Raw genomic sequence first — 25,975 nt, forward strand, 5'->3', positions numbered from 1 at the left:
ATCACCCCATTAAAATAAAAAAAGCGGGAATTTCATTTCTGAAATTCCCGCTTTTTTCTTATTATTTTAAGTCTTCAATTGAATCAATATCGACGTAATCCGGTACGACCAGACCAAGTTTTGTTCCTTTTAAGTTTGGTCCAAGGTCAACCATGTCATCTTTATACTTATTATAGTATTCAAGATGTGTTCCCGGAAGCCATGCAGCCACCATTGCGTCCGCACTTCCGTTTGCAACGCCAGCAAACATTGGCCCCACTTCAACCTGGCTTAATGTTACATCATAACCATTCTGCTCCAGTACCTTGCTAATCACATTTGTACTGGCAATTTCAGTGTCCCAGGCAACATAAACCAGTTTGATCTTTTCACCATTTCCTGATTGTGCTCCTTGGGTCCATTTGGACACTTTGTCCTGATTTTTCTTTATCCATTCTTCTGCTGCTTCTGAAGGAGACATCCCATCAGCAACCTTGACCATTACATCTTCCATATCTTTTGTTTCCCAGTAGAATTGATCAAGAATTTTATAGGCACCTGGCGCATCCTGTTCAAGTCCTTTTCTGGCAATGGAATTGATGTTTTCAGCCTTGCCGAAGGATCCATTCGGATCTTCGAGATATTTCAAGTCATATGTCGAGAACATCCAATGCGGTGACCAGCCAGTAACGACGATTGGTTCTTCTTTATCAATTGCTTTTTTCAATTCTGCAACCATCGCTGCCGATGACCCTTCAACCACATTCCAATCATCTAGCTTATAATCATCTATAGCCGATTTAGTCAGCTTCATTATTCCTGCTCCAGGTTCAATTCCGATGATTTCAAAATTGGCTTTGGCAGCAAAACTGTTTTGATCCTCGTCCACGGCTTTTTCTTTTGTAAAAGTACCGAATAGTGCAGTACCCACAACTAGTAAGGCCAATATTGTAAAAATGATTTTCCTGCTAACGATATGCTCGTAAGCTGGTTTACGAAGGTTTTGAGTGATACGATCGAGTATGATTGCAATGATTACGATGGATAATCCTGCTTCAAATCCTTGCCCCACATTAATTTGGCTGACTGCCCTGTAGACATCCGCCCCAAGTCCGGGTGCTCCAACCAATGAAGCTGTAACTACCATGGATAGTGCCAGCATGATGCTTTGGTTAACTCCTGCCATAATCGTTGGAGTAGCCAACGGTATTTGTACTTTGAATAACTTTTGGCTGGTGGTTGAACCAAAAGCATCCGATGCTTCGATCAGATCATTAGGCACTTCCTGAATCCCAAGATTGGTCATACGGATTGTCGGTGCAATCGCGAAAATGAATGACGCGATGATTCCAGGCACTACCCCTATTCCAAAGAATAAAATCGAAGGAATCAAATAAACGAAGGCAGGCATCGTTTGCATGAAATCCAAGATCGGGGTAACGATATTGCGCACGGTTTTATTTTGGGCACACCATATTCCGATTGGTATCCCGATCAATATGGTGAGGAATCCTGACAAAATAACGATCGCCAGTGTTTGGATGCTTGATTCCCAATAACCAAGATTATTAATCAATAGTAAGCTGATTAATGTAAATAATCCCAATGTCCATTTGCTTGTATAGGTAACCAGAAGGGTCAGGACGATGATTAAAATTATCGAAGGTCCTGCACTCATTACATCGACCAGGATATCCAGTAGTCCCTCGATCACATTCGTAATAAGTGTAAATAATCCAGCAAATACAATGGTAATCCAATCCACTAAAGAATCGACCCATGCTCCTAGTGGGATTTTCGGCATATTCATTGAATTATTCACTCTCCATTTCATTCAAGGAATCTTTATTTCCGGCCAAAGCACCGATGACGGCACCGCGAAGAAGAATTCCTTTAATTCTGTTCTGATCATCGATCACTGAGATCGGCAAGCTTGAAGTCGCCATAACATCCATGAGGTTTCCAAGTAATTCATCCTCTTTTACAGTTGGGATATCAGTTGTCATCACTTCAGAAATCGATTGATCATTGCTCATTGCCTGACGTGCCTGTTCAGCAGTCACGGCCCCCAATAACTTCTGCTTCCTATCCACAACGAAAATGCTTGAATACCCTTGTTTGCGCATGATTTCCAAGGCAACCCTCGGGCCTCTGTCCACCGCAATCTTCTCTGGGCGTATCATCACATGAGACGCTGTCAATACTTTTGACAGATCAACATCTTCCACAAACTTCTCGACGAATTCATTGGCTGGATTCATCATGATTTGTTCAGGGGTACCCAATTGAATGACACTTCCATCTTTCATTAGGGCAATTCTATCCCCGATTCTTAATGCTTCATCAAGATCATGGGTAATGAAAATGATTGTTTTTTTGTACTGATCTTGGATTTGAATCAGTTCATCCTGCATATCCTTACGAATCAATGGATCAAGGGCACTGAAGGCTTCATCCATCAATAGGATATCCGTATCACTTGCGAGTGCCCGGGCTAAGCCAACCCTTTGCTGCATACCGCCGCTAAGCTGTGATGGCATCTGGTTTTCGTAGCCCTTCAATCCAACGGCCTCAAGAGCCCTCATCGCATTTTCATGACGTTTTGCTGGATCAACTTTTTGAATTTCGAGCCCAAATTCAGCGTTTTCAAGTATCGTTTTATGCGGAAATAAAGCAAAGTTCTGAAAGACCATGCTTATTTTCTTTTGTCTGACTTCCCTTAACCGGGCCGCGTTCATCTTCACGATATCTTCATCATCAATTAAGATTTCACCCAAAGTGGGATCGATCAAACGATTGAACATGCGGATCAATGTGGATTTCCCGCTTCCTGATAGGCCCATGATGACAAAAATCTCGCCGGGATAAATCTCGAAATTAACATTATTCACTCCGACCGTTTGTCCCGTTTCTTTCAAGATTTCTTTTTTCGTTTTGCCTTGCTTCAATAAGTCTGTTGCTGCTTTTGGAGATTTGCCAAAAATTTTCGAGACATTTCTGACTTCTACATTCGGCTTCATCAAGTCACCTCATTCTAATAGTTGCCCATATGATATTCAGTTTTGCTGAATTCCCCCGTTTTATGCGAGTGATGATTATTAATGCACAAGTATCTTGAAATAACCGAAATTCTACCCTAATGCTTTTTCTTCAAAAAAAGCTGAAGTGACACTTATTCAGTGCACAGGGCATAACGTGCATAGAAAAATAATCTATAGTTATTATTCCCAAGAAGTACTTCTTTACTTGGATTATAGTATGTGTGATAAATTGAGCATTTCAAGTAGGAAAAAAGAGGTGCAATCACAACTGAGGAAACAAGCAGGCACAACATATACCAACTGTAACTAATATAAACGATTTCCACTTAGAGTTTTGTCCAGATGGACTTACGACTACCCTCTAATGTATTTCATTTCCTTAACCAGGTGGAATGATACTTGCAGTGCAGTATAACACCAAAACGCATAGAAATATGATTATGGGATTCCCAATGTCTAATTTGAGCTTTGCAGGGAAAAGCGGTGCAATACAAGTGAGGAAACTAACAGGCACAGCATATACCAACTGAAATATAATGGTTTTTTATTTTAGAGTTTTGTTCAGTCCCAATACACGGGATGAACCTGTATCCCTAAAGTACTTCATTACCTTAACAAAGAATGAATATAAGTTCAAATGATGTGGGACGGAATTCTTGCCTAAAAAGCCCATTTAAGCCATCGATTCTAAAGGTTACGGAAGACTCTAAAAACCTTGATATACCAACACTTTGGCTTCCTATAATCATTAACGCCCATCATCCGCTACAAATTTTTTTCAGTTTTTTTAAAATCAGAAATGATCCAAAAAACGAAAAAAACGATTTTCAGTCATAAATCACGGGCAAAATTAGCGATTCCAGATCTGGCAAGATTGGAATTTAATACCTTTTTTATAGGTTATAGTTTAATGCAGACACACATGGGAATGTGTCACATATACAGAAAAAAACCTTGAAACAACAATTCCATTTCAAGGCTGATGCATTTTATCAATACATACTAATTGGCATTCCTATGTTCATCAAAATCGATTTTGCATTCCTCTAGCGGAACTACTTTTGTTTTCTTAATGAACTTATAACCAAGCCACATTATCAAAAAGAATGGGATGCCAAGATAGGCAGCGATCACACTTGCCCAGTTAATGTCATCGCCAATGAAGGCCTGATAGTTTTGCGCCAATAAAACGAAAAAACAAAGAGCAAAGGAAAATATCGGGCCGAAAGGAAACCATTTTGACTTATAGGGAAGGTCGTCCAGTGAATGCCCTTGAGCAATATAAGCCTTTCTAAACCTGTAATGGCTTGCCGCTATACCGAGCCAAAATATAAATCCAGTGACTCCAACCGCATTCATCAGCCAAATATAAATGACTCCATCACCGAAAATGGAAGCAAAAAAGGCCAACATCCCTACGAGTGAAGTGACAACCAGTCCCCAAATGGGAACGCCGCGCTTGTTGAGCTTCCCGAAAATACGCGGTGCCAGCCCTTCTTTTGCCATGGAGTACAACATTCGGCTTGTCACGTAAAGACTCGAATTACCAGCAGATAATACGGCTGTCAAAATGATGGCATTCATCACGGAAGCAGCGAATGCCAGTCCCACTTTTTCAAACACCATCGTAAACGGGCTAACCATGATCGTGTGTCCCTGCAGATTGCCATTCGTATAAGGAACGATCAATCCGATAACAACTATGGCCAGGATGTAAAAGAGGAAGATTCTCCAAAAAATGCTGCGAACTGCACGAGGTACATTTTTTGCCGGGTCTTCACTTTCACCAGCTGCAACACCGACTATTTCTGTACCTTGAAAAGAAAATCCAGCAGCAATGAAGATACCCAATGTTGCCAAAAAGCCACCGGCAAACGGAGCGTCACCAACTGTGAAGTTTTTAAAACCAATCGCTTCTCCGTTCATAATTCCGAATATCATCAATATTCCGACAACGATAAATATGATGATGGTTGCGACTTTAATGAGGGAAAACCAATATTCCCCTTCGCCATACCCTTTAACGGATACGTAATTCAATAAGAATATCAAAACGAGAAACAAAGAACTCCATAAAAAAGACGAGCTGTCAGGAAACCAAAACTTCATAACCATCGTTGCGGCAGATAGTTCTGCGGCAAGGGTCATCGCCCAAGTGAACCAATAGTTCCAACCAAGCGCAAACCCTAATGCTGGGTCGATGAAACGCGAAGCATAGGTACTGAAAGCGCCGCTGACCGGCATAAATGATGCCAGTTCTCCAAGGCTTGTCATAATAAAATAAACCATTATGCCAATTACGGTGTAAGCGACCAGAGCACCGCCTGGCCCCGCAGAGTGAATGGCTGGCCCGCTTCCGAGAAACAGCCCTGTTCCAATTGCACCGCCCAGCGAAATCATCGTAAGGTGGCGTGCTTTTAGCTTCCTTTGTAAAGTATTTGACGGCTGGTTTTGTTCATTTATGACAGGTGGTTGCAATTGCCGATTTTCCAAATTAGATTCCCCTCCAAAAATGCATGTTTAATCTAGCACGAATAGGTAAAGTCGATCATTCCATCAATAGTCATTTCCTGCATTTATTACTATTTCAAGGTCATTTTCTCTAATGCTTAGACCTTTTTTGGATTTCTGGGATCTTTGTAGCATTTACATAAAGGTGTTAGGCTTAAAACCCAGGTCAAAGGGCTATAAGCCTAACGTTCATTCGGATATTCCGGGCTTCATATTATGTTGTAGGTAAACTCCTATGAATAAATGAATTCCAGTCAATTTGCAGTAACCAGCTTGCCGTTGCTTCAATATCCTTTGAAAAGATACGATCTTGCGTAATGCTTGGAATGAGCTTTCTTGCTTCCGTATAAAACTCTTTTGTAAACGGGGCCATCTTCTCTATTCCACGGTATTCAACCGCTTGTAAGGCACAAATGAGCTCAATCGCCAATACGCGGCGAACGTTTTGGATGATCTGATGTGCATGCCGGGAGCCGATCGTTCCCATGCTTACATGATCTTCCTGGTTCGCTGAAGATGGAATGGAATCAACACTTGCAGGATGTGCCAGTGTTTTATTCTCAGAGACGAGTGAAGCTGCACAATATTGCATGATCATCGCTCCCGATTGTAAGCCAGGTGAAGGGCTCAAGAATGGCGGTAAATCATTGAGCTGAGGATTGACGAGTCGCTCAATCCGGCGCTCTGAAATATTTGCAAGCTCGGCAACAGCGATTTTCATGAAGTCCATCGCAAATGCAATCGGCTGTCCATGGAAGTTCCCTCCTGAAATAACCTTTTCCCCATCGTCAAAAATAAGCGGATTATCCGTCGCTGCATTCATTTCAATTTCCAATTTTTCTTTTACATAATCAAGAGTTTGCCATGATGCCCCATGCACTTGCGGGATGCAGCGGAGGGAATAAGCATCCTGAACCCGCAGTTCCCCTTGCTTGGTGATCAGCTGGCTGCCGCTGATCATGCGGCTAATCCGTTCAGCGACCTCAGTTTGCTGGCGGTAACCGCGTGCTAGATGAACATCCGGATCAAAGGCATCTTCAATGCCGCGTAATCCCTCTAAAGTCAGTGAAGCAATCGCTTCAGTTTGATGGGCCAGCTGTTCGGCTTCAATGTAATTTACGAGGCCCATCCCCGTCATGGCCTGTGTTCCGTTAATTAATGCAAGACCTTCTTTTGCTTTAAGTGTCACTGGAAGAATGCCTTCTTTCGATAAAGCTTCGATGGCCTCCATTCGCTCTCCTTTATAAAACACTTCCCCTTCTCCCATCAATACTAGCGCCAAATGCGAAAGCGGCGCCAAGTCCCCGCTTGCCCCAAGAGAACCTTGCTGAGGGATGACCGGGTGGATATGAGCATTCAAAAGATCGATCAAACGTTCAATGACGATAGGACGGACGCCGGAAAACCCTTTTAATAGAGCGTTGGCACGGAGAAGGACCATAGCTCTCGAAACCACCTCTGGAAATGGTTCCCCGACTCCGCACGCATGGGAATGAATCAAATTCCACTGTAGCTGCTCAGCGTCCTCTGCATCAATCAAAACATCACTGAACTTTCCAAAACCTGTTGTGATTCCATAGACGACTTTCTTTTGTTTCACGATATTTTCAACCGCTTCACGGCTTTTTTCCACTTTCTTAACACTCTCGGCTGAAGCAGAGACAAATGCTTCTCCATACAATACTTTTTTCGCTTCTTCAATCGTTAAAGTTTGGCCCGTTAACATAATCATTTCCTGCACCCCTATTCTTTTTTTAAACACACAAAAGGAGGCCATATTGACAGACTTATCCAGTCTATCAATACAGCCCCCTATTTCACTAAATAACTATAGGCTTTTAATTATTTAAATGTGGTTAATTCCCAAACCGACGGCTTCATGTTCAAATCCCCGAACCGGTGCTCCAATCGTTCCATACACGGCGACAGCAATCCATTCACCTTCGGCCCCGTTTTTAAACGGCCTGCCCCGAACGATTGCAAACCGAAGGCCCGCAGTCCTCAAAAGACCGCCAAGCTCGACTTGGCCGCGTGTCACTCCTTGGAGTGATTCGATGATCGCATGATACAGCGCATGCATTTCACGATACATATCGGGATTGACCAATCCAAGTCTTTTCGCAGATGTCTCAATGGCCGCAACTATTTTCTGCAGCTCCATTGAACCGACTTTACCTTTTCCATAAAGCCAATCCATCCGCTTAAGTTCATTCGTCAATATGACTTCTTCCTCTTCGTCCGCAAATGCGTACATGATTGCATGGCGCCCAATTCTTCTGTCGAATTCCTTTGTCATGCAGGTACCTCTTTTACAATTTTCTAAATACACTAATAACTAAATATTATTGTAAGCGGATACAGGCTGTTCGGTCAACATATTTTTTAAAATAGTTCTTTTAGGGGGATGATTCATCACTCCCGAAAGCAGTCGAACAACCATCATCTATATCCTTTCTAGAAAACGACCATGCCTGCAAAAAAGCCCATCTTCACTAGTGTCCTTGAAAATGGGCTTTTTTCTGATTAAATGTTTTTCACGAGTAAGTAGATAAAATACGGCGCGCCTATTATCGAAAGGATAATCCCCACCGGCAATTCTATCGGTGCCATGATGACCCTTCCTAATTATTGGAAGATAACAGCAATAAGGAACCTAAGATTAGTTTGCACGTCTCCCCCCCACTAATCTACTGGCTATATGCGGGGCGATCAGCCTAAGAATGTAAGGCCTCCGCCCACCGAAACGCATACACCTGCCAATGCGACTGAATTCAGCAATAAAAGCCTGCGTTCCTTTTCTCTGTACACCAACTCCAATGGCAATCGGGTCACCCAAGCGCAAAACATCCAATACTTTGGATTTATAAATCGCTAAAGTAATCAATACGACCAACCACGGCAATAACGCCCATACAAAGGTCCAATTTCGTCCCCAGATCTTCCCGGATAACCAGATTAATGACTTCATGAAATTGTTCGGTTCCATAGATTAGTGACAATTAAACATGCCGATCGCACCATCGTTTTACAAAATGGGGAAATCATCGAACAAGGTGCCCATGATAATTTGCTCCATCAAGACGGAGCATATAAAAACCTGATCCTTGCCCAAACTGTATGGAATAAAGCTTCCAGACATTCTGATAGAACAAGAAAAAAGGCCTCCCGACATTAATGGGAGGTCTTAAGATATCCGTTTATTCATTCGTTTCCAATGCTTCATAAATTGCGGTTACAACACTTCCATAGCTTCCCGTTTTGAAGAGGTCGCCAAAAAACTGATTGGAATTGGCTACAGGATTGACGAGCGGGGAGTGCTTTTTATTAGTAAGTAAAACGATCCCTAAATCTATTTCCGGATCGATGATCGTGACCGTCCCGGTCCATCCAGTATGACCATAGGCACTGTCGCTTGCAAGAGGACTGAACATCCATTCCATGCTAGCATCGCCATTTCGTCTCCACCCAAGTCCATATGTAGGATTCATCTCGGAAGGTGCGACGAATTCATCGATTGTTCTTTGATCAAACAACGTATGTTTACCGTATCCCCCGCCATTCAGCATCACCTGCAGAAGGACGGCCATATCTTTCGTATTGGAGAAAAGGCCGGCATGCCCTGAAACGCCCCCCATCGAATAAAAGGCTTTTTCATCATGCACTTCCCCTTGAAGTGTGTATGTACGAATGTTAGGGAAATCTATCACGCCATCCCGGGTGTTGCCAAGCAATTCGGTTGCGGCAAAATCCCTTGGCTTAAAGCCCTTTCGCAGAGGATTGAACTTAGTATTTTTCAACCCAAGCGGCTTGTACAATTCATTTTCAACATAGACATCAAGCTGCTGACCCGTTATTTCTTCAACAATGGCACCAAGCAGCATATAATCCACATCACTGTAGACATTCTGTGTTCCAGGTACATATGTGAGCGGTGTCTTGGAAATGAATTTGATGGTTTTATCCCGCTCCTGGGAATAAAGTTCTTTCGAAACCTTTGGATTATGGTATTGCGGATCAGGTCTAAACCCTGCAGTATGATGTAGAACATCAATAACCCTAAGGTTGTCCTTTCCTATGATCACATCCCCCTCCGTGTCTTTGAATTCAGGAATGTATTGCTGCACTCTTGCCTGGATATCCAGCTTGCCTTCGCTGACTAATTTCTGAATGGCAAAATTGGTTGCATACATCTTCGTGTTTGAAGCAAGGTCAAATAACGTATCATTTCCCATTTTTTGAAACTTCTTAAGAGGTGTATGTTCATTAAACTTCTGTTTGTACCCGTAGCTTTCATTTTTGACGATCTTTCCGTCCTTTATGACAATCAAGGCAGCACCGGGGAAACCGGCCGCCACTTCCATTTCAATGAGGTGATCCACTTTTTCCAGCTTTTCAGACGAAAATCCCGCTTCTTCCGGTTTATTTACTTTCTTTAATATTGGATACTGACTGGCAGTTTCCATACTCACAGCGGCTTCATGATTTGGGTTTTCACTAGCAAAAGATACGGAAGGTGCTAATAAGGAAAGTGCCAGAATTGAACTCAGTGTGCAGCTTGTCCATATATTCATCATTTTCCACTCCTTTGAAATCACGTTGAAAAATAGAACAAATTTACCGAAAGATAATATTCTCATTCATTCCGTCCTTTTTTCACCAGGATTCACAATTCAATAATATGTTCCGGGTTCGATTCGGATCTCTTATTCCAAGTTGATTAATGTGGGCATTTCCCAAAATCAGTTAATTTTTACAAATAATTCTCAATTTTCAGTATATGTTATTTCGAACATCATTTCAATTTGATCTTGATATTTTTAAAATTATATTTCAAATCTTGAGCTTAAGCCTCCCCGTTCTAAGAAGAAAAGCCTATGATTCATTAAGCTCCCTATTATCCATGAGTCATCCGGATAAGTCCCAACCGTCGATTTCTCCTCTACTAAATTCAAAATCACTTTTTGAAGTATGGCAAGTTCGGCTAATGGCTTTTAAGTTCATTGCATAAGAAACACAGAAGATATTAATACTATTTGAGAAATAAAGCAATTTCAGCTGCTATCCGAGACAAGTATAGGGTGATGAAAATGTGGAAAACGATTGTTTCCTACCTTCCAGAATGGCAGGTTTTTATACAAGCTTTCATTGTATTTATTGTTCCGTATCTAATCAGCAAATTGTTTAAAGTGCTTCGCACCTCAAAGGATGGGTGATGATGATGAAAGAGTGGCTATCAAAGATTGGTAGTAAAGGAAAAGGTACCGATAAAGACAAACAAGCACCTGCCTCACAAGATACAACGTGTCCGTTTACAGATAATCTTCATTTTAATCTTGAATGCCTTAAGCAAGAAATCGGCCATAATTGGGATGTCCATTTCCGGGAATTTAATCTAGGGCGTACCGGTATACGCTCGGTTATCATTTATGCGGATGGACTATCGGATAAAGATCTCATTGATAAGCATATCATGCCATCATTGATGGTTGATTTTTCAGCAGAATATAAACATAACCTTCCCTACCTCAAAGGGAGCATTTCAAAAGACTTCATAAAAAATGAAGTGTTATCCATTAGTGAAATAGAAGCTGTCCGCTCCATTAAAGAATTAGGCTCTAAAGTGCTAACAGGTTCGACCGCCCTTTTAATTGATGGGTCTTTGGATGCACTGCTCCTTGGAACTACAAAACATAAAACAAGGGCAATTGAAGAGCCGGTATCAGAGGCACTCGTCAGAGGTCCCCGTATCGGTTTCACTGAATCATTGAGTGATAATACATCTTTTTTAAGGTGCAGTGGTGAAATCGAGAATTTATCGTTAGTAAAATTCCAAGTGGGAAAGCGTTCAAAAAAGGATTTGGTTGTCGCATACATAAAGGATATTGTTGATCCCGAATTAGTTCAAGAGGTGGAAAATCGAATTAAGAAAATTGATATTGATAGTGTTCCGGAATCAGGTTATGTAGAGCAGCTTATTGAAGATAATTACCTTAGTCCTTTTCCGCAGGTACAGAATACAGAGCGTCCTGATCGCGTGATCGCTGCTTTGATGGAAGGGCGAGTGGCCATCTTGTTAGATGGGACCCCTTTCGCTTTGATCGTTCCGGTTACATTGAGCATGATGTTACAATCACCGGAAGATTATTATGAAAGGTGGATTCCGGGAACATTCATCCGTATGCTTCGATACCTCGCAGCTATTCTGGCCCTTTTTACACCGTCGTTGTATATAGCTTTCATCTCATTTCATTCAGGATTGATTCCGACGAAGCTTGCCATCTCCATTATCGGAACCAGGTCCGGTGTTCCGTTTCCGGCACTTATCGAAGCATTATTCATGGAAATAGCCATCGAAATTTTGAGGGAAGCAGGATTGCGATTGCCTAAGCCAATCGGTCCCGCAATGGGAATAGTCGGTGGTTTAATCATTGGGGAAGCTGCTGTTCAGGCAGGGATCGTTAGTCCTGTTTTGGTGATTGTGGTAGCGTTAACCGCCATTTCATCATTTTCCATTCCGCACTATAGTATTGGGATTACATTACGGATGCTTCGTTTTCCCGCAATGCTATGTGCTGCCACATTCGGTTTATACGGGGTCATTCTCTTTTTTCTTTTAATGACCAGCCATTTAGTGAAATTAAAAAGCTTTGGTGTTCCTTATTTGAGTCCAGCCGTTCCTTATCGCTTAAGTGAGTGGAAAGACCTGATGGTCCGCATGCCGCTTATGATGATGAAACGCCGTCCAAAGATGTTGCATACAAAAAGCCCCATACGTAAAGGATAACCTGTCGATGAAAGGGTGGTTAAAGAATGGTTCTCAGTCCGAAAGACAAAATTACAACTCCTCAAGCAGCTGTCATTGTCATCAACTTCATACTCGGCACAGGATTGCTCACCCTACCCAGATCATCTACGGAGAAGGTACAAACACCAGATGCATGGATAAGCGTTATTTTAGGAGGAGTTATCACTATAACCGCGGGGCTGATCATGGTCAAGTTAAGCCAACGGTTTCCCGAAAAGACCTTCTATCAATACATCAATGATATTGTTGGAAAATGGGTGGGCGGGTTCCTAAGTTTAGTTGTAATCTGTTATTTTCTTACCACCTCCAGTTTTCAGCTCCGCGCAATGGCGGAAGTAATAAAGTATTTACTTCTTGAAAGTACGCCTACTTGGGCTATCACCATGATTTTCATGTGGGTAAGTCTTTATCTTATCATCGGCGGCATTAACCCGATCGCGCGCCTTTTTGAAATTATCTTACCTTTGACAGTTATCCTTTTTTTGGTTGTTGCCTTTATGAGCTTAAAAATATTTGAGATCGATAATCTCCGTCCAGTATTAGGAGAAGGAATCGTCCCTGTACTAAAAGGAGTAAAAACAACGGCTCTCGCTTTTTCAGGGCCTGAAATCATGCTACTGCTTATTCCATTTATGAATTCGCCAAAAAAAGCAGGAAAAGCCCTGCTTGTTGGAGTTTCCATTCCATTGATTTTTTACGTGATAACGGTCGTAATGGTTATCGGGGCATTATCTGTTGATGGAGTGGTCATGAGAACATGGCCAACACTTGATCTTATCCGAAGTTTTGAAGTCGCCGGGTTGATTTTTGAACGGTTTGAATCTTTATTGCTCGTTGTCTGGATCATGCAAATATTCGCCACATTTACGATCACATTTTTTGCAGCCGCTTTAGGGCTAGCTCAAATTACGAAAAAAAGCATTCACCCATTCATGTTTGGTTTGCTTCCGATTCTCTATATCCTTGCCATGATTCCGAAAAATATCAATGACCTATTTAAGCAAGGAGATTTCGTCGGCAATATCGCCATGTTTTTATTTGGTTTACTCCCCCTTCTACTGCTTATCATCTCAAGAATAAAGGGAGGGAAAAAACATGAAACAATCACATAGCAATACACGCCCACTCTTCATTTCCCTCTCCATTCTTTTGTTCTTATCCCTTACAGGATGCTGGAGCAGTCATGAAATTGAAGAGCAAAGTTTAGGTATAGGTATGGCATTTGATAAAGGCAAGAAGTCCTTCATTGAGAATGAATTAAATGAACAAGGGGAGGGGTATTTGAGAAAAGACCTGATTACTTCAACCTATCAACTTATCACTCCACAAGTAGCAAGTTCAACAACGAAACAGGCCGGCCCACAACAAAAATCTTATCTGAATGTTTCTGAAACGGGAGATTCTATCCTTCAGATGACTCGTGAATTATCATTGAGAAGCGAACAACCTTTAACTGCTCACCATATGAAAGTGATTGTCATCAGTGATAAGCTTGCAAAATCACATGGTTTGGAAAAATTACTTGATCTTAACTTTCGGGATAATGACTTTAGACCAAGCTGTATTGTGCTGATCAGTAATGGAAGAGCAAGCAATACACTTGAAACAAAGAAAGCAGGAGAAATTCCAGCATTTCGACTTATTGGCATTGTAGAAAATGCCTTTCGAACAACGAGGATTTTACCTCCTATGTCGCTTATTAAAATAGAGAGCAAGCTCAATTCAGAATCAAGTTTTCTTTTGCAAAATGTACTATCAGTGAAAGGGGAAGTCAAATTTGCCGGAGCTGCCGTAATCAAAGGAAAGACACACAAAATGGCTGGTACTTTGAATGAAGAGGAACTGGAGGGCGTAACTTGGATAACAGGCAAGGGAAAAGGCGGTGTGGTGAAAAGCTATGATAAAGAAACCGGCCAGCTGATCGTGTATGAAATAGAGTCCATGAAAAGCACTATCATACCACGAGTTAAAGGAGACAGCATTTCTTTTGATGTAAACATAGAATCAGTGGGAAGACTGTCTGAAAACTGGGTAGTTCCAGGAGATACTTTTAAAAATGAATTTCTCAAAAAAGCAGAAAAATCTTCTGAAAAAGAAGTGAAACGCCTGGTGGGGAATGTATTGGAAAAAATGCAAAAAGAATATCAAGTGGACGTCGCCGGCTTCGGAAATCGTTTGAGAATCGAGCATCCCAAAGTATGGAATAAGGTCAAAAAGGATTGGGACCAAACATTTAGTGAAGCTCCGATCAATTACGATGTAAACTTAACTATTAATGATTATGGAACAACAGGAGGACCCAAGAAGTGAATCCACAGGTTGAACACCTAGCTGTGAATAACGATGAGCATGAAAAGGCCCCCACAGTAAACTGCGAAGGGGCCTTTTCATTTTCCATCGAAAGATCAGCTTAATTCCACTTTAGTAATTTCACTTAAATAATTCCCACTTATAATCGAGCCTTCATCTGCAACAACATATTCGATGACAGTCGGGCTGATGGTCCGAATATAAACAAAAGCTGAATCATCTACATGTTCAATCCGAAGCTTCTTCCTCTGCGCTTGCTTAATATCAAGCTGATTGGTACTAGCTTCCGGCAGGCTTGTGTAATAAATTTCAAAATCTTCTTCTGACGCATCAATGAAAAGATGCCAAATGTTATACCCTTCTTCTTGATCAATCATTGTTTTTAATTTCCCTTTTCTCCCGATGCCAAGAAAATACTTGAACTTAGATTCCCCATTCACCATATCACGGTCAATAACTTTTATACTTCCGCCTTTTCTGCTTTGTACAAGCCCAAAGGCAACCCCTGTTTTCCCTGTAGGGGCGGTTATCATATCCCGGTTAACCACTCTGTTTCTCTCTTCTTGCTTTAAATAAGCGCCTTCTGTCCCCAGTGGCGGGAGAATCTCAAAAAGATCACCAGACACCTCTCCCCAGTTTTGAGTGTTCTTCACTTCCCTATCAATCCATTTATTAAATAGATTCAAGACGACCGGGGATTTACTTGAATTACCCGCAAGCAATATATTCACTTTATTAATTTTGCTGTGTTCTGACCGGGCAAAAGCGCGCCGTAACGACTCAAAGAAATTTTTAATGCCTTTGTCGATTCTTTTCTCAATCTGTTGTTCCATTTCATCTTGATCGATCAAAAGTTCCACATTGAGTTTAGCGTGGCCGGCTTTGTCAAACAAATCTGCCCGGATCATGCCTTTTCCAAACTGTTCTTCATACCGTTCATGTCTTTCCCAAAGCGGCCTTAATTTTTCCACCAATTGTTTGGTATTTAAATAGGCTTCCTGTGACTCATTAATCAGTGTTTCACTTCCGGGAAATTTCACACATTCCGCTGGGAGGGTAAAAGGAATGTTTAGCCCACGCATTGTTCTTTGGTTGTTTTTAAACACTTGGAACGCCAAAAGCTCCAGCATGTTCTCACCGCCTAAATACCGGTCCCCGCCCGCTGCAAAATGCTCAATGACATAATCATATCTGCTTTCTTTCAAACCAGCTTCACGCCAAATCCCAAAATCAAAATCTGTCGTTCCTCCACCAAAATCAAACACACCATAGTACGTTTTTTCATCCTCTTCCGGTTCAAACCCGTATTCCTGTAACGCACAAACGGCATAGGCAGCAGGTTCACTCGCCCCAGCGGTGACACGAAACTTTTTCATTAATTCTTCATCCTGCTGAATCGGCATAGGCAGCGTCTTTTTTAATCCACTTTCAAAACACTTTAGAATTTTTTCCCTTACCTCTTTTTCATACGTCACTGGGAAAGAAAGGGTGTAATCGAGGTAAATCCCATTGTTCTGGTTATTGATATACAAACCGAGGTAGTAGGCGTATAACTCGATTGGGTTGATTTCCTGATCGGTTAAGTCCAAAAAGGAACGCAGTACAACGGCATATCCCTTCTTGTCTTTTAATCGGAGTTCGTTATTCTTTTCTCCAGCCCACTGCTTTAGATTATTCAATATGGAATAATAATGGTCACTCCTTCCATTCATCAAGTTGTTAAGGGCATTGTGGGAAACCGTCACATCCTGCCACCTTGTATCTGGTCTTCCTTCTTTTTCTTGATAAAGCTCCAGGAAATGTTCTAAATCAATAAATTCTATCACGGTTGGATTTTCATAATGCCAGTCTTGTACTTCCGTGTTATGGTAGCCAACCCCAATACGCATGGGAAGAGTAAAATCACTTTCTTCTTGATGAACGACCACTGTACTTTTCGTTCCAAAATCAATGCCAATTATGCCGTCCTCCCTAATATCCACTTTAGGGTTTCTGGCCATTATTTCTTCGTTCAGTTTTATCGTTAAAGGTTTTTCATCAGAGGCGACAGGCCATAAATCCCAATGTCCCCTGTTTGGATCTGTTAACATCTTTTCATCATATGTATCAATATCAGCTCTTACTTTTTCAGAGTTTAAAAGCTTCTCATAAAACGTGTTGGAATCGATAGCGATCGAAGGCAATTCCTTAAGAAAACTTTCATGATCTAATTCCTTTAATTGATACAATTCCAGCAAATAATCATACTCCTTCTGGCGTTCTGCGCTTAATCCGCTTGGAACTAACCGGTTTTCCAGCCAGAGATGGAGAGCCTTTCGGTCATTGATTTCAAAAGCATTTTCCCCATTTAATCGGAAAACGGGAACGAAAAATCCCTTTCCCAGCAAATTGTTTTTTTGATTTACTACATCGTAGCTTTGAATGTCGTACCCGTTGGATTTAAACGCTATCGATTTAGAAGAGTTAGCCGTTTGATTGGCAAATATCCTTGAAATGGAAGGATTTTTACTCGCGGAATAATCGTCCAAAGTGAGTATTCTCTTATATACAGGGTGATCGGTTGTATTGAAGCTTTTCGCGGCCTCTTCCCGTGTCATGACATCACCTTTAAAGCCGGAAACATCCAGATGCTTTTTGTAGTCAAAATCCTCGTCCATTAATTCATAGTATTTTCTATAAGGAAATACCGCTGCGATGTTGTGATCATATATAATATTCCCATTATTCATGTAAACCCATCTGGAACGGAGCATTTTTTTAATGTCTTCAAAGAAGCTCGCTTCATCCTTGAAGAAGGTTTCTTCTGCACTCTGATATAAATGGCTGATTAACGATCTCACTTCTTTATACGTCATTGAAATGGCAGAGACCGGAACGGTTTGGGAATCAGGTGAGAATAGGACCTGCTCCTCGTTCTTATTCATTAAGTATATGGAACTGTCTATGTTATTTTTTTCAGCTAAGCTTGTTACGTTCTCAATCTGCTCTTTATCTTCCATCGTTTCTTGTTTTTCAACTTCTTTTAATAATTCTTCAGAAATTGCATCACCAGAATCCAAATAACATATCAGGTCACCAATCTTGACTAAAGTGTCCTCCGCTACGTTCAATTCTTTAAGGGTACCTTCTTTTTCTGAAAAGAGGTCAAATTCGATGCCCTCACAGCTGAATTTGGCTAAGCTTTCGCCCACCGTAATATAATCGCCTGGCTGTTTATACCATTGCACAAGAAGGATTTTTTCAATGCCTTCTTCTATCTCTGGGATGATAATCGATGTCATTGTATTTCTCCTTTACTATCATTCTCTTTTTCGCCTGCTAGATTCTCACAACGGATTTTTTAATGGTTTTACCATTAATGCTTATATATCCTGGCAGCAGGACGTCCATGATGTTCCCGGATATTTTGCTATTGAGGGCCCTTATGTACAAGTCCTCTCTGAAGACCTCATTCATTTTCACTTCCTGTATTTTATATAAAGGGGTATCGTACGTTTTACTGTACTCTTGAAAGAAATACAGAAAAAGGGCGAGCAAAGTCTCTCTTTCCTGCTCCCGTCCATCCATAATCTCGTTTTTGATAAAATCCCACAAAGATGAAATGTTTTCATATTGCACGCCACAGACTATAAATTCCTGCACGGAACCGCCCTTGAAGATTCCTTTCAAGGAACTTTTAGTGGTTTCGGATAATTTTTGAACTGCTTCGTAAAGTTTTTCTGCTTCCCGATAGTCCGCTCTTCTCTTTTGCAATTCATTATAATAGGATTCCATTTTCTCATTTAGATGGTGCATCATTATTTGATACTCACTAATTTCTGCTTTTTTCGAGGCAAGCTCTTGTTGAAGTTTTGCTATTTCATTTTCCTTTTCTTTCAGCAGCCCCTTATGCTCCCCCAATTGAATATACGGGCCCGATTCTGCTATTGCTTGTATCTTTTCAATGACTCTTTCGTCTTGTAGGGAAACCATCAATGCCTCAATAAAACCATCATCCCGTTCCTTATTCATCTTTACACTCCTTTCAAAAGTGTTAACCAACCATACTCGCTCTGTATATATATGAAAAGGTTTGCCCTTTTTCGCCATAGAAAAATCCCCTCCCAGATAGACTGTTAGGAGAATGCAACCATAACTTATATTCCAAGATATCAGTAGTGAGATTACTTATTCCTTATCAAAAATACGTATATAACGTATTAAAGATGAATGAATAATATGATGCTTACTTTCACTTTTCACTATAAAATACTCACAGTGTTCCATCCTTTTTAAGACTTCTTGTAAAACATCCTCTTTTTTACTACTCAAACCTTTTTTTATTTTCTCCCACTTAACATCAGCGTCAAGAGTATAACAAACATAGAATTCCTTTAACAGGTTAATCTTCCCCTTAAATGCTTAGTTTCTTTAACTGTTTTATTGTTTATATCTAATCCAATTCATATTTTTCCTCAATCCGATATACTACCTTATGAGTACCACTTAATAATATTCGGTATGACCATGTTGTTTAAGTGGGTTGAAATAACTAGGGTTAAACCTCCGGATTACTTGATAAGAAAAGGCCTCCCATCAGTAAACTGTGGGAGGCCTTAACCTTTTAAGATATTCACATGTTTGGTGAGCACCGATGATTACATATGCTTCCCGTTCATATTTCAAAAACAAAAAAAGCCCTTCTCGTTTGAGATGGCCTTTAGTTATGCTGTTCCGGCACACTCGCTTAACTATTAAATCGCATATCTTGATGCTAGTGGATTCTCGATGGTTCGCATGCATGTTTGTATGGGAGTTTAAACAAATTATCCATAACAGCATTAACACAATCTTCACAATAATAATTGACGAACTCTCTACCTTGTTCAAAAATTGGTGTCATCGTATCTATGTCAGCCCATTTAAAACAGTAAATACACATTTGCCTCATGATATACCACTCCTTTTCCACGCGGAAATAATTAGAAATATCCAAAAGAAGAATATGTGCCACTTGCCGACATTTTTCAAGAAACGATACTCTTTCATAGTGAACCCTGATTATAAGATTAAGGTAGCAGAGGGGTAAAATGCTATAAACCGATATCATTTATATACCACTTAAACTGAGTATTAAACCTCCCCAGAAAATATTATTCGTTCCCGTCAATCTTTCTCTATTTTGAAGTTCACCCAGAGTTCGAAATAACGTGCCCTAACTAAAATTCCTTTATCAACCACCTGTACCTTTTGTTACATAAGAAAAAAGAGCTGCCAAAGCAACTCTTTTTTGAAGTAAAGTACCTGTTTCAACTTCATAAACGTTAGTAAAAATGACTAATTCCTTTGTCACTTTCCATCACTGCCAGTTCGTGTGAAAAACCCCAGCTAAATCACGTCGCTCATAGGTATGCGCACCAAAATAATCACGTTGTGCTTGCAGGAGGTTAGCATTTGAAATGCCTGTACGATAACTATCGTAATAAGTAAGTGAAGAGCCTAAACATGGAAACGAGATCCCGGAATTTATTCCCTCACAGACAACCTTTCGCAATCCTGCCTGGTAATTTGCAACCTTTTCAGCGAAATATGGTGAAATCAATAAATTGGCCAGATTCGGCTGCTCTTGATAGGCTTCGCTAATGACATTTAAAAACTCTGCCCGAATGATGCAGCCGCCGCGGAAAATAAGCGCAATATCCTTTAAAGGCAAATCCCAGCCGTTAAGTTCAGAACTCATTTTATATTGAGTGAAACCTTGCGCGTATGCACAAACCTTTCCCATATATAATGCTTGCCTAATATAGTCAATCCACTCATTTTTATCTAATTTTTGCTCAACGTTTTCAGGCCCTGTTAGAATGTTTTCTGCATGAACCCGCTCTTCTTTTAAAGCTGAAATGTAGCGCGCAAACAAAGACTCTGTAATGATCGATGCTGGTATTCCGTTATCAATTGCTTGCATGCTGGTCCATTTTCCGGTGCCTTTTTGTCCTGCTTTATCAAGAATCACATCGATCAAGGGTAAGCCCGTGACTTCATCTTTCTTCCTTAATATTTCTGCTGTGATTTCGATTAAATAACTTTTCAGTTCGCCTTGATTCCATGTTTCAAAGATGTCAGCAATTTCATTAACTTCTAAATGCAGTTTTTCTCTTAAAAACGTATAAGCTTCGGCGATTAATTGCATATCCGCATACTCAATACCGTTATGTACCATTTTCACAAAATGACCTGCCCCTTTTGGACCGATATAGGTACAGCAAGGAGCATCATTTACTTTGGCTGCGATTTTTGTCAGGATCGGAGCTACTTTTTCATAGGCGTCCTTATCTCCGCCTGGCATGATTGAAGGTCCTTTTAACGCACCGACTTCCCCACCGGAAATACCAATTCCTACATAACTGAATCCTTTAGATTTCAATTCATCATATCTGCGTTCAGTATCTTCGTAATGGGAGTTACCGCCGTCCATGATGATATCACCCGAATCAAGATGAGGCAGTAATGAAGTGATCACCGAGTCGATCGCTTTACCCGCAGTCACCATCAGAAAAATCTTTCTTGGCGTTTCCAGTGACTGAACAAATTCTTGGATTTCGTAATACGGATGGATTGACTGACCGTCCAATTCAGCAACAAGCTGATCCGTTAAATCTCTTGTGTAATTATAGACGGCTACTTTTTCTCCTTTATTAGCCATATTTAACGCGATATTACTGCCCATTACCCCTAAACCAATGACACCAATTGTATTGAACATTTTTTCTGCTCCTTCTTATGTAAGAATAATAGGCAGTAAATCCCTGCCATAAGTCGGGGATTTACTGCCGGGAAAGCCTATACAAATAAGCTTAGTAATAGAATGAATCCTAATCCAGCTACTGATATGATCGTCTCAAGCAAAGTCCATGTTGCGAATGTTTCTTTCATGCTTAAGCCAAAATACTCTTTAAACATCCAAAAACCAGCATCGTTAACGTGGGAAGCGATTAAACTTCCCGCTCCTGTAGCAAGTACGACCAGAGCAAGGTTAACGTCCGTCTGACCTAACATCGGAATAACCAAACCAGCTGTCGTCAAGGCAGCAACTGTAGCAGATCCCAATGAAATACGCAGGATTGCAGCGATGATCCAGGCAAGCAGGATTGGTGATAATGATGTTCCCTTGAATAATTCAGCTACATAGTCACCTACACCGCCATCGATCAATACTTGTTTGAAGGCTCCGCCCCCCCCAATGATCAAGAGCATCATTCCGATATGCAGGATCGCTGATGTACATGATTCCATAATATCCTTCATTGGAATCTTTCTTGCCACTCCCATTGAATAGACCGCAAATAATAAGGAAAGCAACATGGCAGTACCGGCTTCACCAATAAAACGGATAGCTGCCAGTAAACCATTATCTTCAAATCCCATCGTTTTTTGCATCAAAGTGATGATCGTAGCAATTGACATTAATATAACCGGAAGTAATGCAGTAAATACACTGATTCCAAATCCAGGTGTTTCTTCAAGTTTAAAAGATTTTTGTTCCCCTAATGAGGCAATGCTGCCTGTTTTCGTAAATGATTCAGGTACTAATCTTTTCGCTATCTTCGTAAATACTGGTCCAGCTAAAATAACGGTTGGAACCGCAATAATGAAGCCGTAAAGTAAAACCTGGCCGATGTCTGCGCCGTATTCACCAGCGATGACGGTTGGTCCTGGGTGCGGCGGTAAGAAACCGTGTGTCACGGATAATGCCGCCACCATTGGAATGCCAAGATACAATATCGAAACTTTTAATTCTCTTGAAATCGCAAATACGATTGGAATCAATAATACTAATCCCACTTCAAAAAATAATGCGATACCGATAATGAATGATGCTGCCACGACTGCCCATTGAATATTCTTTTCACCGAATTTCTTAACAAGGGTCATGGCAATGCGTTGCGCTCCGCCTGAATCTGCGATCAACTTACCCAACATCGCCCCAAGTCCAAAGATTAACGCTAAGTGGCCAAGTGTTCCGCCTAATCCAGCTTCAATGGTTTTGACAATTCCGTCAAGCGGCATCCCAAGGGCTAAAGCCACTCCAAACGATACGATGATCAAGGAAATAAAGGTGTTTAATTTTAAGCCCATTATTAAAATTAATAAAGCGACAATTCCTAAAGCGACAATGACTAATGGCATTGTAATCCCCCCATGTCTTTACTTTGCAGCATTTATTAAGTTTCTTTGATAATTCGCAATCTGTGTATATTCGTTTTCCAATACCCTTGATAGGTTAATGAAAATCGGCAGCAGCTGCCTGTATTCATTTACAGAATCAGCTTTCGGTGTGTGCTTGTGGGTATTGCCTATCATTTCAGAAACCACTTCGAAGGAATCAATTTCCCCAGTTGCATATAACCCTAATATACAAGCACCAAGGCACGAACTTTCGTAGCTTTCTGGAACCACGACTTCCGATTCGAAGATATCGGACATCATTTGCCGCCAAACAGCCGACCTTGCGAAGCCTCCCGTAGCTTGAATTCGGGTCACGGGACCGTCCATGCATTCGGTTAAGGCCAAAAATACGGTGTATAAATTGTAAATGACTCCCTCCAGAGCCGCTCGAATCATATGTTCTTTCTTATGCGACAGCGTTAATCCGAAAAACGAACCCCTTACGTCCGGATTCCATAATGGTGCACGTTCACCTGCAAGATATGGATGGAATAACAATCCATCAGCGCCCGGTCTTACCCGTTCGGCAATCTTGGTCAAGACTTCATAAGCGTCGATTCCGAGTCTTTTAGCTGTTTCCACCTCGGAAGAAGCAAATTCATCGCGAATCCAGCGAAGGACCATCCCGCCATTGTTTACCGGCCCGCCAATCACCCAATGCTTTTCCGTTAAGGCATAGCAAAAGATTCTTCCTTTTTCGTCTGTTTTCGGTTCGTCAATAATTGTCCGAATCGCACCGCTTGTCCCAATCGTGACAGCGATTTCACCTTTCCGGATAGCGTTTACACCTAGATTTGAAAGGACACCATCACTTGCCCCAATGACAAATGGGGTTTGTGGGTCAATCCCGATCTGTTTGGCTAAATCCGCGTCACAGTCGTTAAAGGTCTTTGTTGTCGGTACGAGTTCAGATAATTGATCACGCGTAACTCCAGCAATTCTTAGGGCTTCCTCATCCCAATCCAAGTTTTTGAGATTCAACATGCCCATGGCTGAAGCAAGGGAATAATCGACAACGTATTGGCCAAAGAACTTTTTAAAGATATATTCTTTAATCCCGATATACTTTTTAACATTGGTTGCGATCTCCGGGCGATCATTCACGATCCAGGCGATTTTGGATAATGGTGACATCGGGTGAATCGGTGTTCCGGTTCGCTTGTAAACTTCATGCCCATCTAATTCATCCTTTATTTTATGGGCCCAAGCTTCACTGCGATTATCTGCCCAAGTGATGCAAGCGGTTAGCGGCTGGTCATTTTCATCCATAGCTATAACACTATGCATCGCACTGCTAAATGAAATAAATGTTGGTTTTTTATCTGGATGCTGCTTCGTTATATTTGAAAAGGCTTTCAGAACAGCCTGAAAAATCTCCTCAGGGTCTTGTTCCGCCGTTGTCATATCCGGTGTGTAAAGGGGATAGCCAATATTCTCTTGCTGGATGACATCGCCTTTTTTCGTGAATAATACAGCTTTTGTACTTGTTGTACCGATGTCTACTCCTAACATATAGCTAGTCATTTTCTTGTTCGACTCCTTTTGAAAGCATCTGTTGAGCCATCCATAAGTCTTCAACTTTTCCTTGAACATCATCAAAGTTTTCATGTAACGACTTAATCATGATGTCTCGATCTTTTGTTTTGATCGCATCAATATAAAGTTGATGATTATTTATGATCCGTGTAAAGTCTTCATACTTTTCTTTAAAACGACTGCGCATGGATAGAAGAATCAAACTTTCCATTACAGGTTTTAAATTATCCCAGATCATCAGGATGTAGGAATGATCGATGGAGCGAATGATCGTTTCGTGGAATAGAACATCCTGATAGGAAAACTCATCCGCATCCAAGTATTTTATGGACACCTTCATCATTTCCAATATTTTACTAAGTTCCATTACTAATTCATTCGTGTTCATCCTCACTAGACGTTCAAATACAAACGTTTCAATGAGAATACGTACATCATAAATTTCTGCATACTTTTTTTCTGTTAAACCAATGACAACCGCACCCATTCTTTCTAATCGGATGATATTTTCAGAGGCCAGTATCTTTAACGCTTCACGAACGGGTGAGCGGCTTACACCGAAATCAGCAGCTAATTTGTTTTCAGAAAGGATGGCACCGCTTTCAATCATCCCCGAAATAATACGCATTCTAAGCTCGGATGTAACGCGATCACCAGCTGAAGCTTTTGAAAGCCATTTTACAGGATAAAGAAATTCCTTTGATTCAGCCATAAATTCACCTTCTTATAGAGTTCAAGTACACTTGTATACAAGTATTTTATAATAATGATAATAAATAATGCAAGCTTTTTGAATTCTACCGGATTTTCGCCAATATAATCAAAGTCGAACGTTTTAGAAGTATTTGACTTTAGCGAACGTTGAAATAAAACCCTTATACTCCCCGTTCATAAACGTGTACTTTTACGAATAGTCAATTCAGATTCTCCAACTAAGTAGTCGACTATTGAAATGAACTAAACAAGACATAGATTAACCCCCTATTATAAAAAAACACCACTTTTCCTTAACAAGGTTTGTACATTTTATTTTATCCTCTCAAAAACTTACACAATATAGTTCTATTTTTATTTAAGAGTGGCGTCAGGTACATATCCTACATGATGTACCGCCAGCATTATACAGAACAACGCCATTAATTATCTATATGGTCAATCTACTTTCTGGTGGCGCCCCATACCTGTCACATCTTATTCCGATTAAAAGGTACGTTGTACATAGGAGATTATAAAATTAATAACCTGATACTCGGAATATACTCTTTGCATCCACTCCCACATAGTTTTTCACAAAGATTCAAACTCTTGTTTTAACCTGACCCGTTATTGCCATATGAAAAGAAAAAGGCTGTCTCAGCAACCTCTGTCATTAATCACCGCTAATTTGAACAGATAGTAACATGAAGTTTTTTCACTAAAGAATCGAGGAAACACGCGCCAACTTAGCTTTAATTAAGGTATTTTAATTTCATTGCCAACTTCAAGATTGCAATCTTGACGATCCTTAATTGGAGCTGGAGCTTGAGTTAAATCCGACTCCATACATGATACCTTAACTCCTTTTTATTAATTCGTCTTTTAATTTCAT

General features: G+C 40.8%; 18 protein-coding genes. 4 read left to right on the forward strand and 14 right to left on the reverse strand.

Features of this window, described 5'->3' with window-relative positions; genetic code table 11:
• Nucleotides 1-61 precede the first annotated feature (61 nt).
• From J7I96_RS28445 to J7I96_RS16425, 7 genes are all read right to left on the reverse strand, one after another.
• Entirely contained in the window at nt 62-1,789 is a 1,728-nt protein-coding gene (locus J7I96_RS28445; protein WP_214771584.1) for a glycine betaine ABC transporter substrate-binding protein, read from the reverse strand.
• 4 nt (nt 1,790-1,793) lie between these two features.
• Nucleotides 1,794-2,999: a quaternary amine ABC transporter ATP-binding protein gene (locus tag J7I96_RS16400; RefSeq protein ID WP_214771582.1), complete on the reverse strand. Its 1,206-nt coding sequence runs from the start codon at nt 2,997-2,999 to the stop codon at nt 1,794-1,796.
• Nucleotides 3,000-4,022: 1,023 nt separating this feature from the next.
• Nucleotides 4,023-5,420, reverse strand: coding sequence for an amino acid permease (locus J7I96_RS16405; RefSeq protein ID WP_096340890.1), 1,398 nt, complete (start codon nt 5,418-5,420; stop codon nt 4,023-4,025).
• 325 nt (nt 5,421-5,745) lie between these two features.
• Nucleotides 5,746-7,263 (reverse strand): histidine ammonia-lyase, encoded by a 1,518-nt coding sequence (hutH, locus tag J7I96_RS16410; protein ID WP_214771580.1) that lies wholly within the window; start codon nt 7,261-7,263, stop codon nt 5,746-5,748.
• A 114-nt stretch (nt 7,264-7,377) separates the two neighbouring features.
• Nucleotides 7,378-7,827, reverse strand: coding sequence for a histidine utilization transcription antiterminator HutP (gene hutP, locus J7I96_RS16415; protein ID WP_214771578.1), 450 nt, complete (start codon nt 7,825-7,827; stop codon nt 7,378-7,380).
• 227 nt (nt 7,828-8,054) lie between these two features.
• On the reverse strand, nt 8,055-8,141 hold the full coding sequence (locus J7I96_RS28865) for an iron chelate uptake ABC transporter family permease subunit (protein WP_214771613.1): 87 nt from the start codon (nt 8,139-8,141) through the stop codon (nt 8,055-8,057).
• Between the two features lie 49 nt (nt 8,142-8,190).
• Nucleotides 8,191-8,499, reverse strand: coding sequence for an iron chelate uptake ABC transporter family permease subunit (locus J7I96_RS16425; RefSeq protein ID WP_214923966.1), 309 nt, complete (start codon nt 8,497-8,499; stop codon nt 8,191-8,193).
• A 24-nt stretch (nt 8,500-8,523) separates the two neighbouring features.
• Here J7I96_RS16425 and J7I96_RS16430 point away from each other — a divergent pair, with 24 nt between their 5' ends.
• Nucleotides 8,524-8,706: a hypothetical protein gene (locus J7I96_RS16430; RefSeq protein ID WP_214771575.1), complete on the forward strand. Its 183-nt coding sequence runs from the start codon at nt 8,524-8,526 to the stop codon at nt 8,704-8,706.
• A gap of 22 nt (nt 8,707-8,728) precedes the next feature.
• Here the strand turns inward: J7I96_RS16430 and pbp4b are convergent, their stop codons facing one another.
• Nucleotides 8,729-10,102 (reverse strand): penicillin binding protein PBP4B, encoded by a 1,374-nt coding sequence (gene pbp4b / locus J7I96_RS16435; RefSeq protein WP_214771609.1) that lies wholly within the window; start codon nt 10,100-10,102, stop codon nt 8,729-8,731.
• A 647-nt stretch (nt 10,103-10,749) separates the two neighbouring features.
• On the opposite strand from pbp4b, the gene J7I96_RS16440 reads away from it, so the two are divergent.
• Genes J7I96_RS16440 through J7I96_RS16450 form a run of 3 tightly spaced genes read left to right on the forward strand, consistent with a single transcriptional unit; the run spans nt 10,750 to nt 14,646 of the window.
• Nucleotides 10,750-12,315: a spore germination protein gene (locus J7I96_RS16440; RefSeq protein ID WP_396020113.1), complete on the forward strand. Its 1,566-nt coding sequence runs from the start codon at nt 10,750-10,752 to the stop codon at nt 12,313-12,315.
• 26 nt (nt 12,316-12,341) lie between these two features.
• Entirely contained in the window at nt 12,342-13,448 is a 1,107-nt protein-coding gene (locus J7I96_RS16445; protein WP_214771569.1) for a spore germination protein, read from the forward strand.
• Entirely contained in the window at nt 13,432-14,646 is a 1,215-nt protein-coding gene (locus J7I96_RS16450; protein ID WP_214771567.1) for a Ger(x)C family spore germination protein, read from the forward strand. The genes J7I96_RS16445 and J7I96_RS16450 overlap by 17 nt, the downstream gene beginning before the upstream one ends.
• A 95-nt stretch (nt 14,647-14,741) precedes the next feature.
• Here the strand turns inward: J7I96_RS16450 and J7I96_RS16455 are convergent, their stop codons facing one another.
• The 6 genes from J7I96_RS16455 to J7I96_RS16480 form a co-directional block, all read right to left on the reverse strand.
• Nucleotides 14,742-17,927 carry a biotin/lipoyl-containing protein gene (locus tag J7I96_RS16455; RefSeq protein WP_214771565.1) on the reverse strand — a complete coding sequence of 1,062 codons (3,186 nt, stop codon included), beginning with the start codon at nt 17,925-17,927 and terminating at the stop codon, nt 14,742-14,744.
• A 37-nt stretch (nt 17,928-17,964) separates the two neighbouring features.
• Nucleotides 17,965-18,657, reverse strand: coding sequence for a hypothetical protein (locus J7I96_RS16460; protein ID WP_214771563.1), 693 nt, complete (start codon nt 18,655-18,657; stop codon nt 17,965-17,967).
• Nucleotides 18,658-19,984: 1,327 nt separating this feature from the next.
• Nucleotides 19,985-21,388 (reverse strand): decarboxylating NADP(+)-dependent phosphogluconate dehydrogenase, encoded by a 1,404-nt coding sequence (gnd, locus tag J7I96_RS16465; protein WP_214923968.1) that lies wholly within the window; start codon nt 21,386-21,388, stop codon nt 19,985-19,987.
• A gap of 77 nt (nt 21,389-21,465) precedes the next feature.
• Entirely contained in the window at nt 21,466-22,812 is a 1,347-nt protein-coding gene (locus J7I96_RS16470; protein ID WP_214771559.1) for a GntP family permease, read from the reverse strand.
• Between the two features lie 18 nt (nt 22,813-22,830).
• On the reverse strand, nt 22,831-24,375 hold the full coding sequence (gntK, locus tag J7I96_RS16475; protein WP_214771557.1) for a gluconokinase: 1,545 nt from the start codon (nt 24,373-24,375) through the stop codon (nt 22,831-22,833).
• Nucleotides 24,368-25,099, reverse strand: a complete 732-nt coding sequence (locus J7I96_RS16480) for a GntR family transcriptional regulator (protein ID WP_048687535.1) — start codon at nt 25,097-25,099, stop codon at nt 24,368-24,370. The genes gntK and J7I96_RS16480 overlap by 8 nt, the downstream gene beginning before the upstream one ends.
• Nucleotides 25,100-25,975: the final 876 nt, after the last annotated feature.

The organism is Bacillus sp. ISL-78 (assembly GCF_018613455.1).
Lineage (GTDB): Bacteria > Bacillota > Bacilli > Bacillales > DSM-1321 > Peribacillus > Peribacillus frigoritolerans.

Bases quoted from the DNA above. Each gene is read 5' to 3' on its own strand.
- J7I96_RS28445 (WP_214771584.1), bottom strand. From the start codon at position 1,789: ATGAATATGCCGAAAATCCCACTAGGAGCATGGGTCGATTCTTTAGTG.
- J7I96_RS16400 (WP_214771582.1), bottom strand. From the start codon at position 2,999: ATGAAGCCGAATGTAGAAGTCAGAAATGTCTCGAAAATTTTTGGCAAA.
- J7I96_RS16405 (WP_096340890.1), bottom strand. From the start codon at position 5,420: ATGATTTCGCTGGGCGGTGCAATTGGAACAGGGCTGTTTCTCGGAAGC.
- hutH (WP_214771580.1), bottom strand. From the start codon at position 7,263: ATGATTATGTTAACGGGCCAAACTTTAACGATTGAAGAAGCGAAAAAA.
- hutP (WP_214771578.1), bottom strand. From the start codon at position 7,827: ATGACAAAGGAATTCGACAGAAGAATTGGGCGCCATGCAATCATGTAC.
- J7I96_RS28865 (WP_214771613.1), bottom strand. From the start codon at position 8,141: ATGGCACCGATAGAATTGCCGGTGGGGATTATCCTTTCGATAATAGGC.
- J7I96_RS16425 (WP_214923966.1), bottom strand. From the start codon at position 8,499: ATGAAGTCATTAATCTGGTTATCCGGGAAGATCTGGGGACGAAATTGG.
- pbp4b (WP_214771609.1), bottom strand. From the start codon at position 10,102: ATGAATATATGGACAAGCTGCACACTGAGTTCAATTCTGGCACTTTCC.
- J7I96_RS16440 (WP_396020113.1), top strand. From the start codon at position 10,750: ATGAAAGAGTGGCTATCAAAGATTGGTAGTAAAGGAAAAGGTACCGAT.
- J7I96_RS16445 (WP_214771569.1), top strand. From the start codon at position 12,342: ATGGTTCTCAGTCCGAAAGACAAAATTACAACTCCTCAAGCAGCTGTC.
- J7I96_RS16450 (WP_214771567.1), top strand. From the start codon at position 13,432: ATGAAACAATCACATAGCAATACACGCCCACTCTTCATTTCCCTCTCC.
- J7I96_RS16455 (WP_214771565.1), bottom strand. From the start codon at position 17,927: ATGACATCGATTATCATCCCAGAGATAGAAGAAGGCATTGAAAAAATC.
- J7I96_RS16460 (WP_214771563.1), bottom strand. From the start codon at position 18,657: ATGAATAAGGAACGGGATGATGGTTTTATTGAGGCATTGATGGTTTCC.
- gnd (WP_214923968.1), bottom strand. From the start codon at position 21,388: ATGTTCAATACAATTGGTGTCATTGGTTTAGGGGTAATGGGCAGTAAT.
- J7I96_RS16470 (WP_214771559.1), bottom strand. From the start codon at position 22,812: ATGCCATTAGTCATTGTCGCTTTAGGAATTGTCGCTTTATTAATTTTA.
- gntK (WP_214771557.1), bottom strand. From the start codon at position 24,375: ATGACTAGCTATATGTTAGGAGTAGACATCGGTACAACAAGTACAAAA.
- J7I96_RS16480 (WP_048687535.1), bottom strand. From the start codon at position 25,099: ATGGCTGAATCAAAGGAATTTCTTTATCCTGTAAAATGGCTTTCAAAA.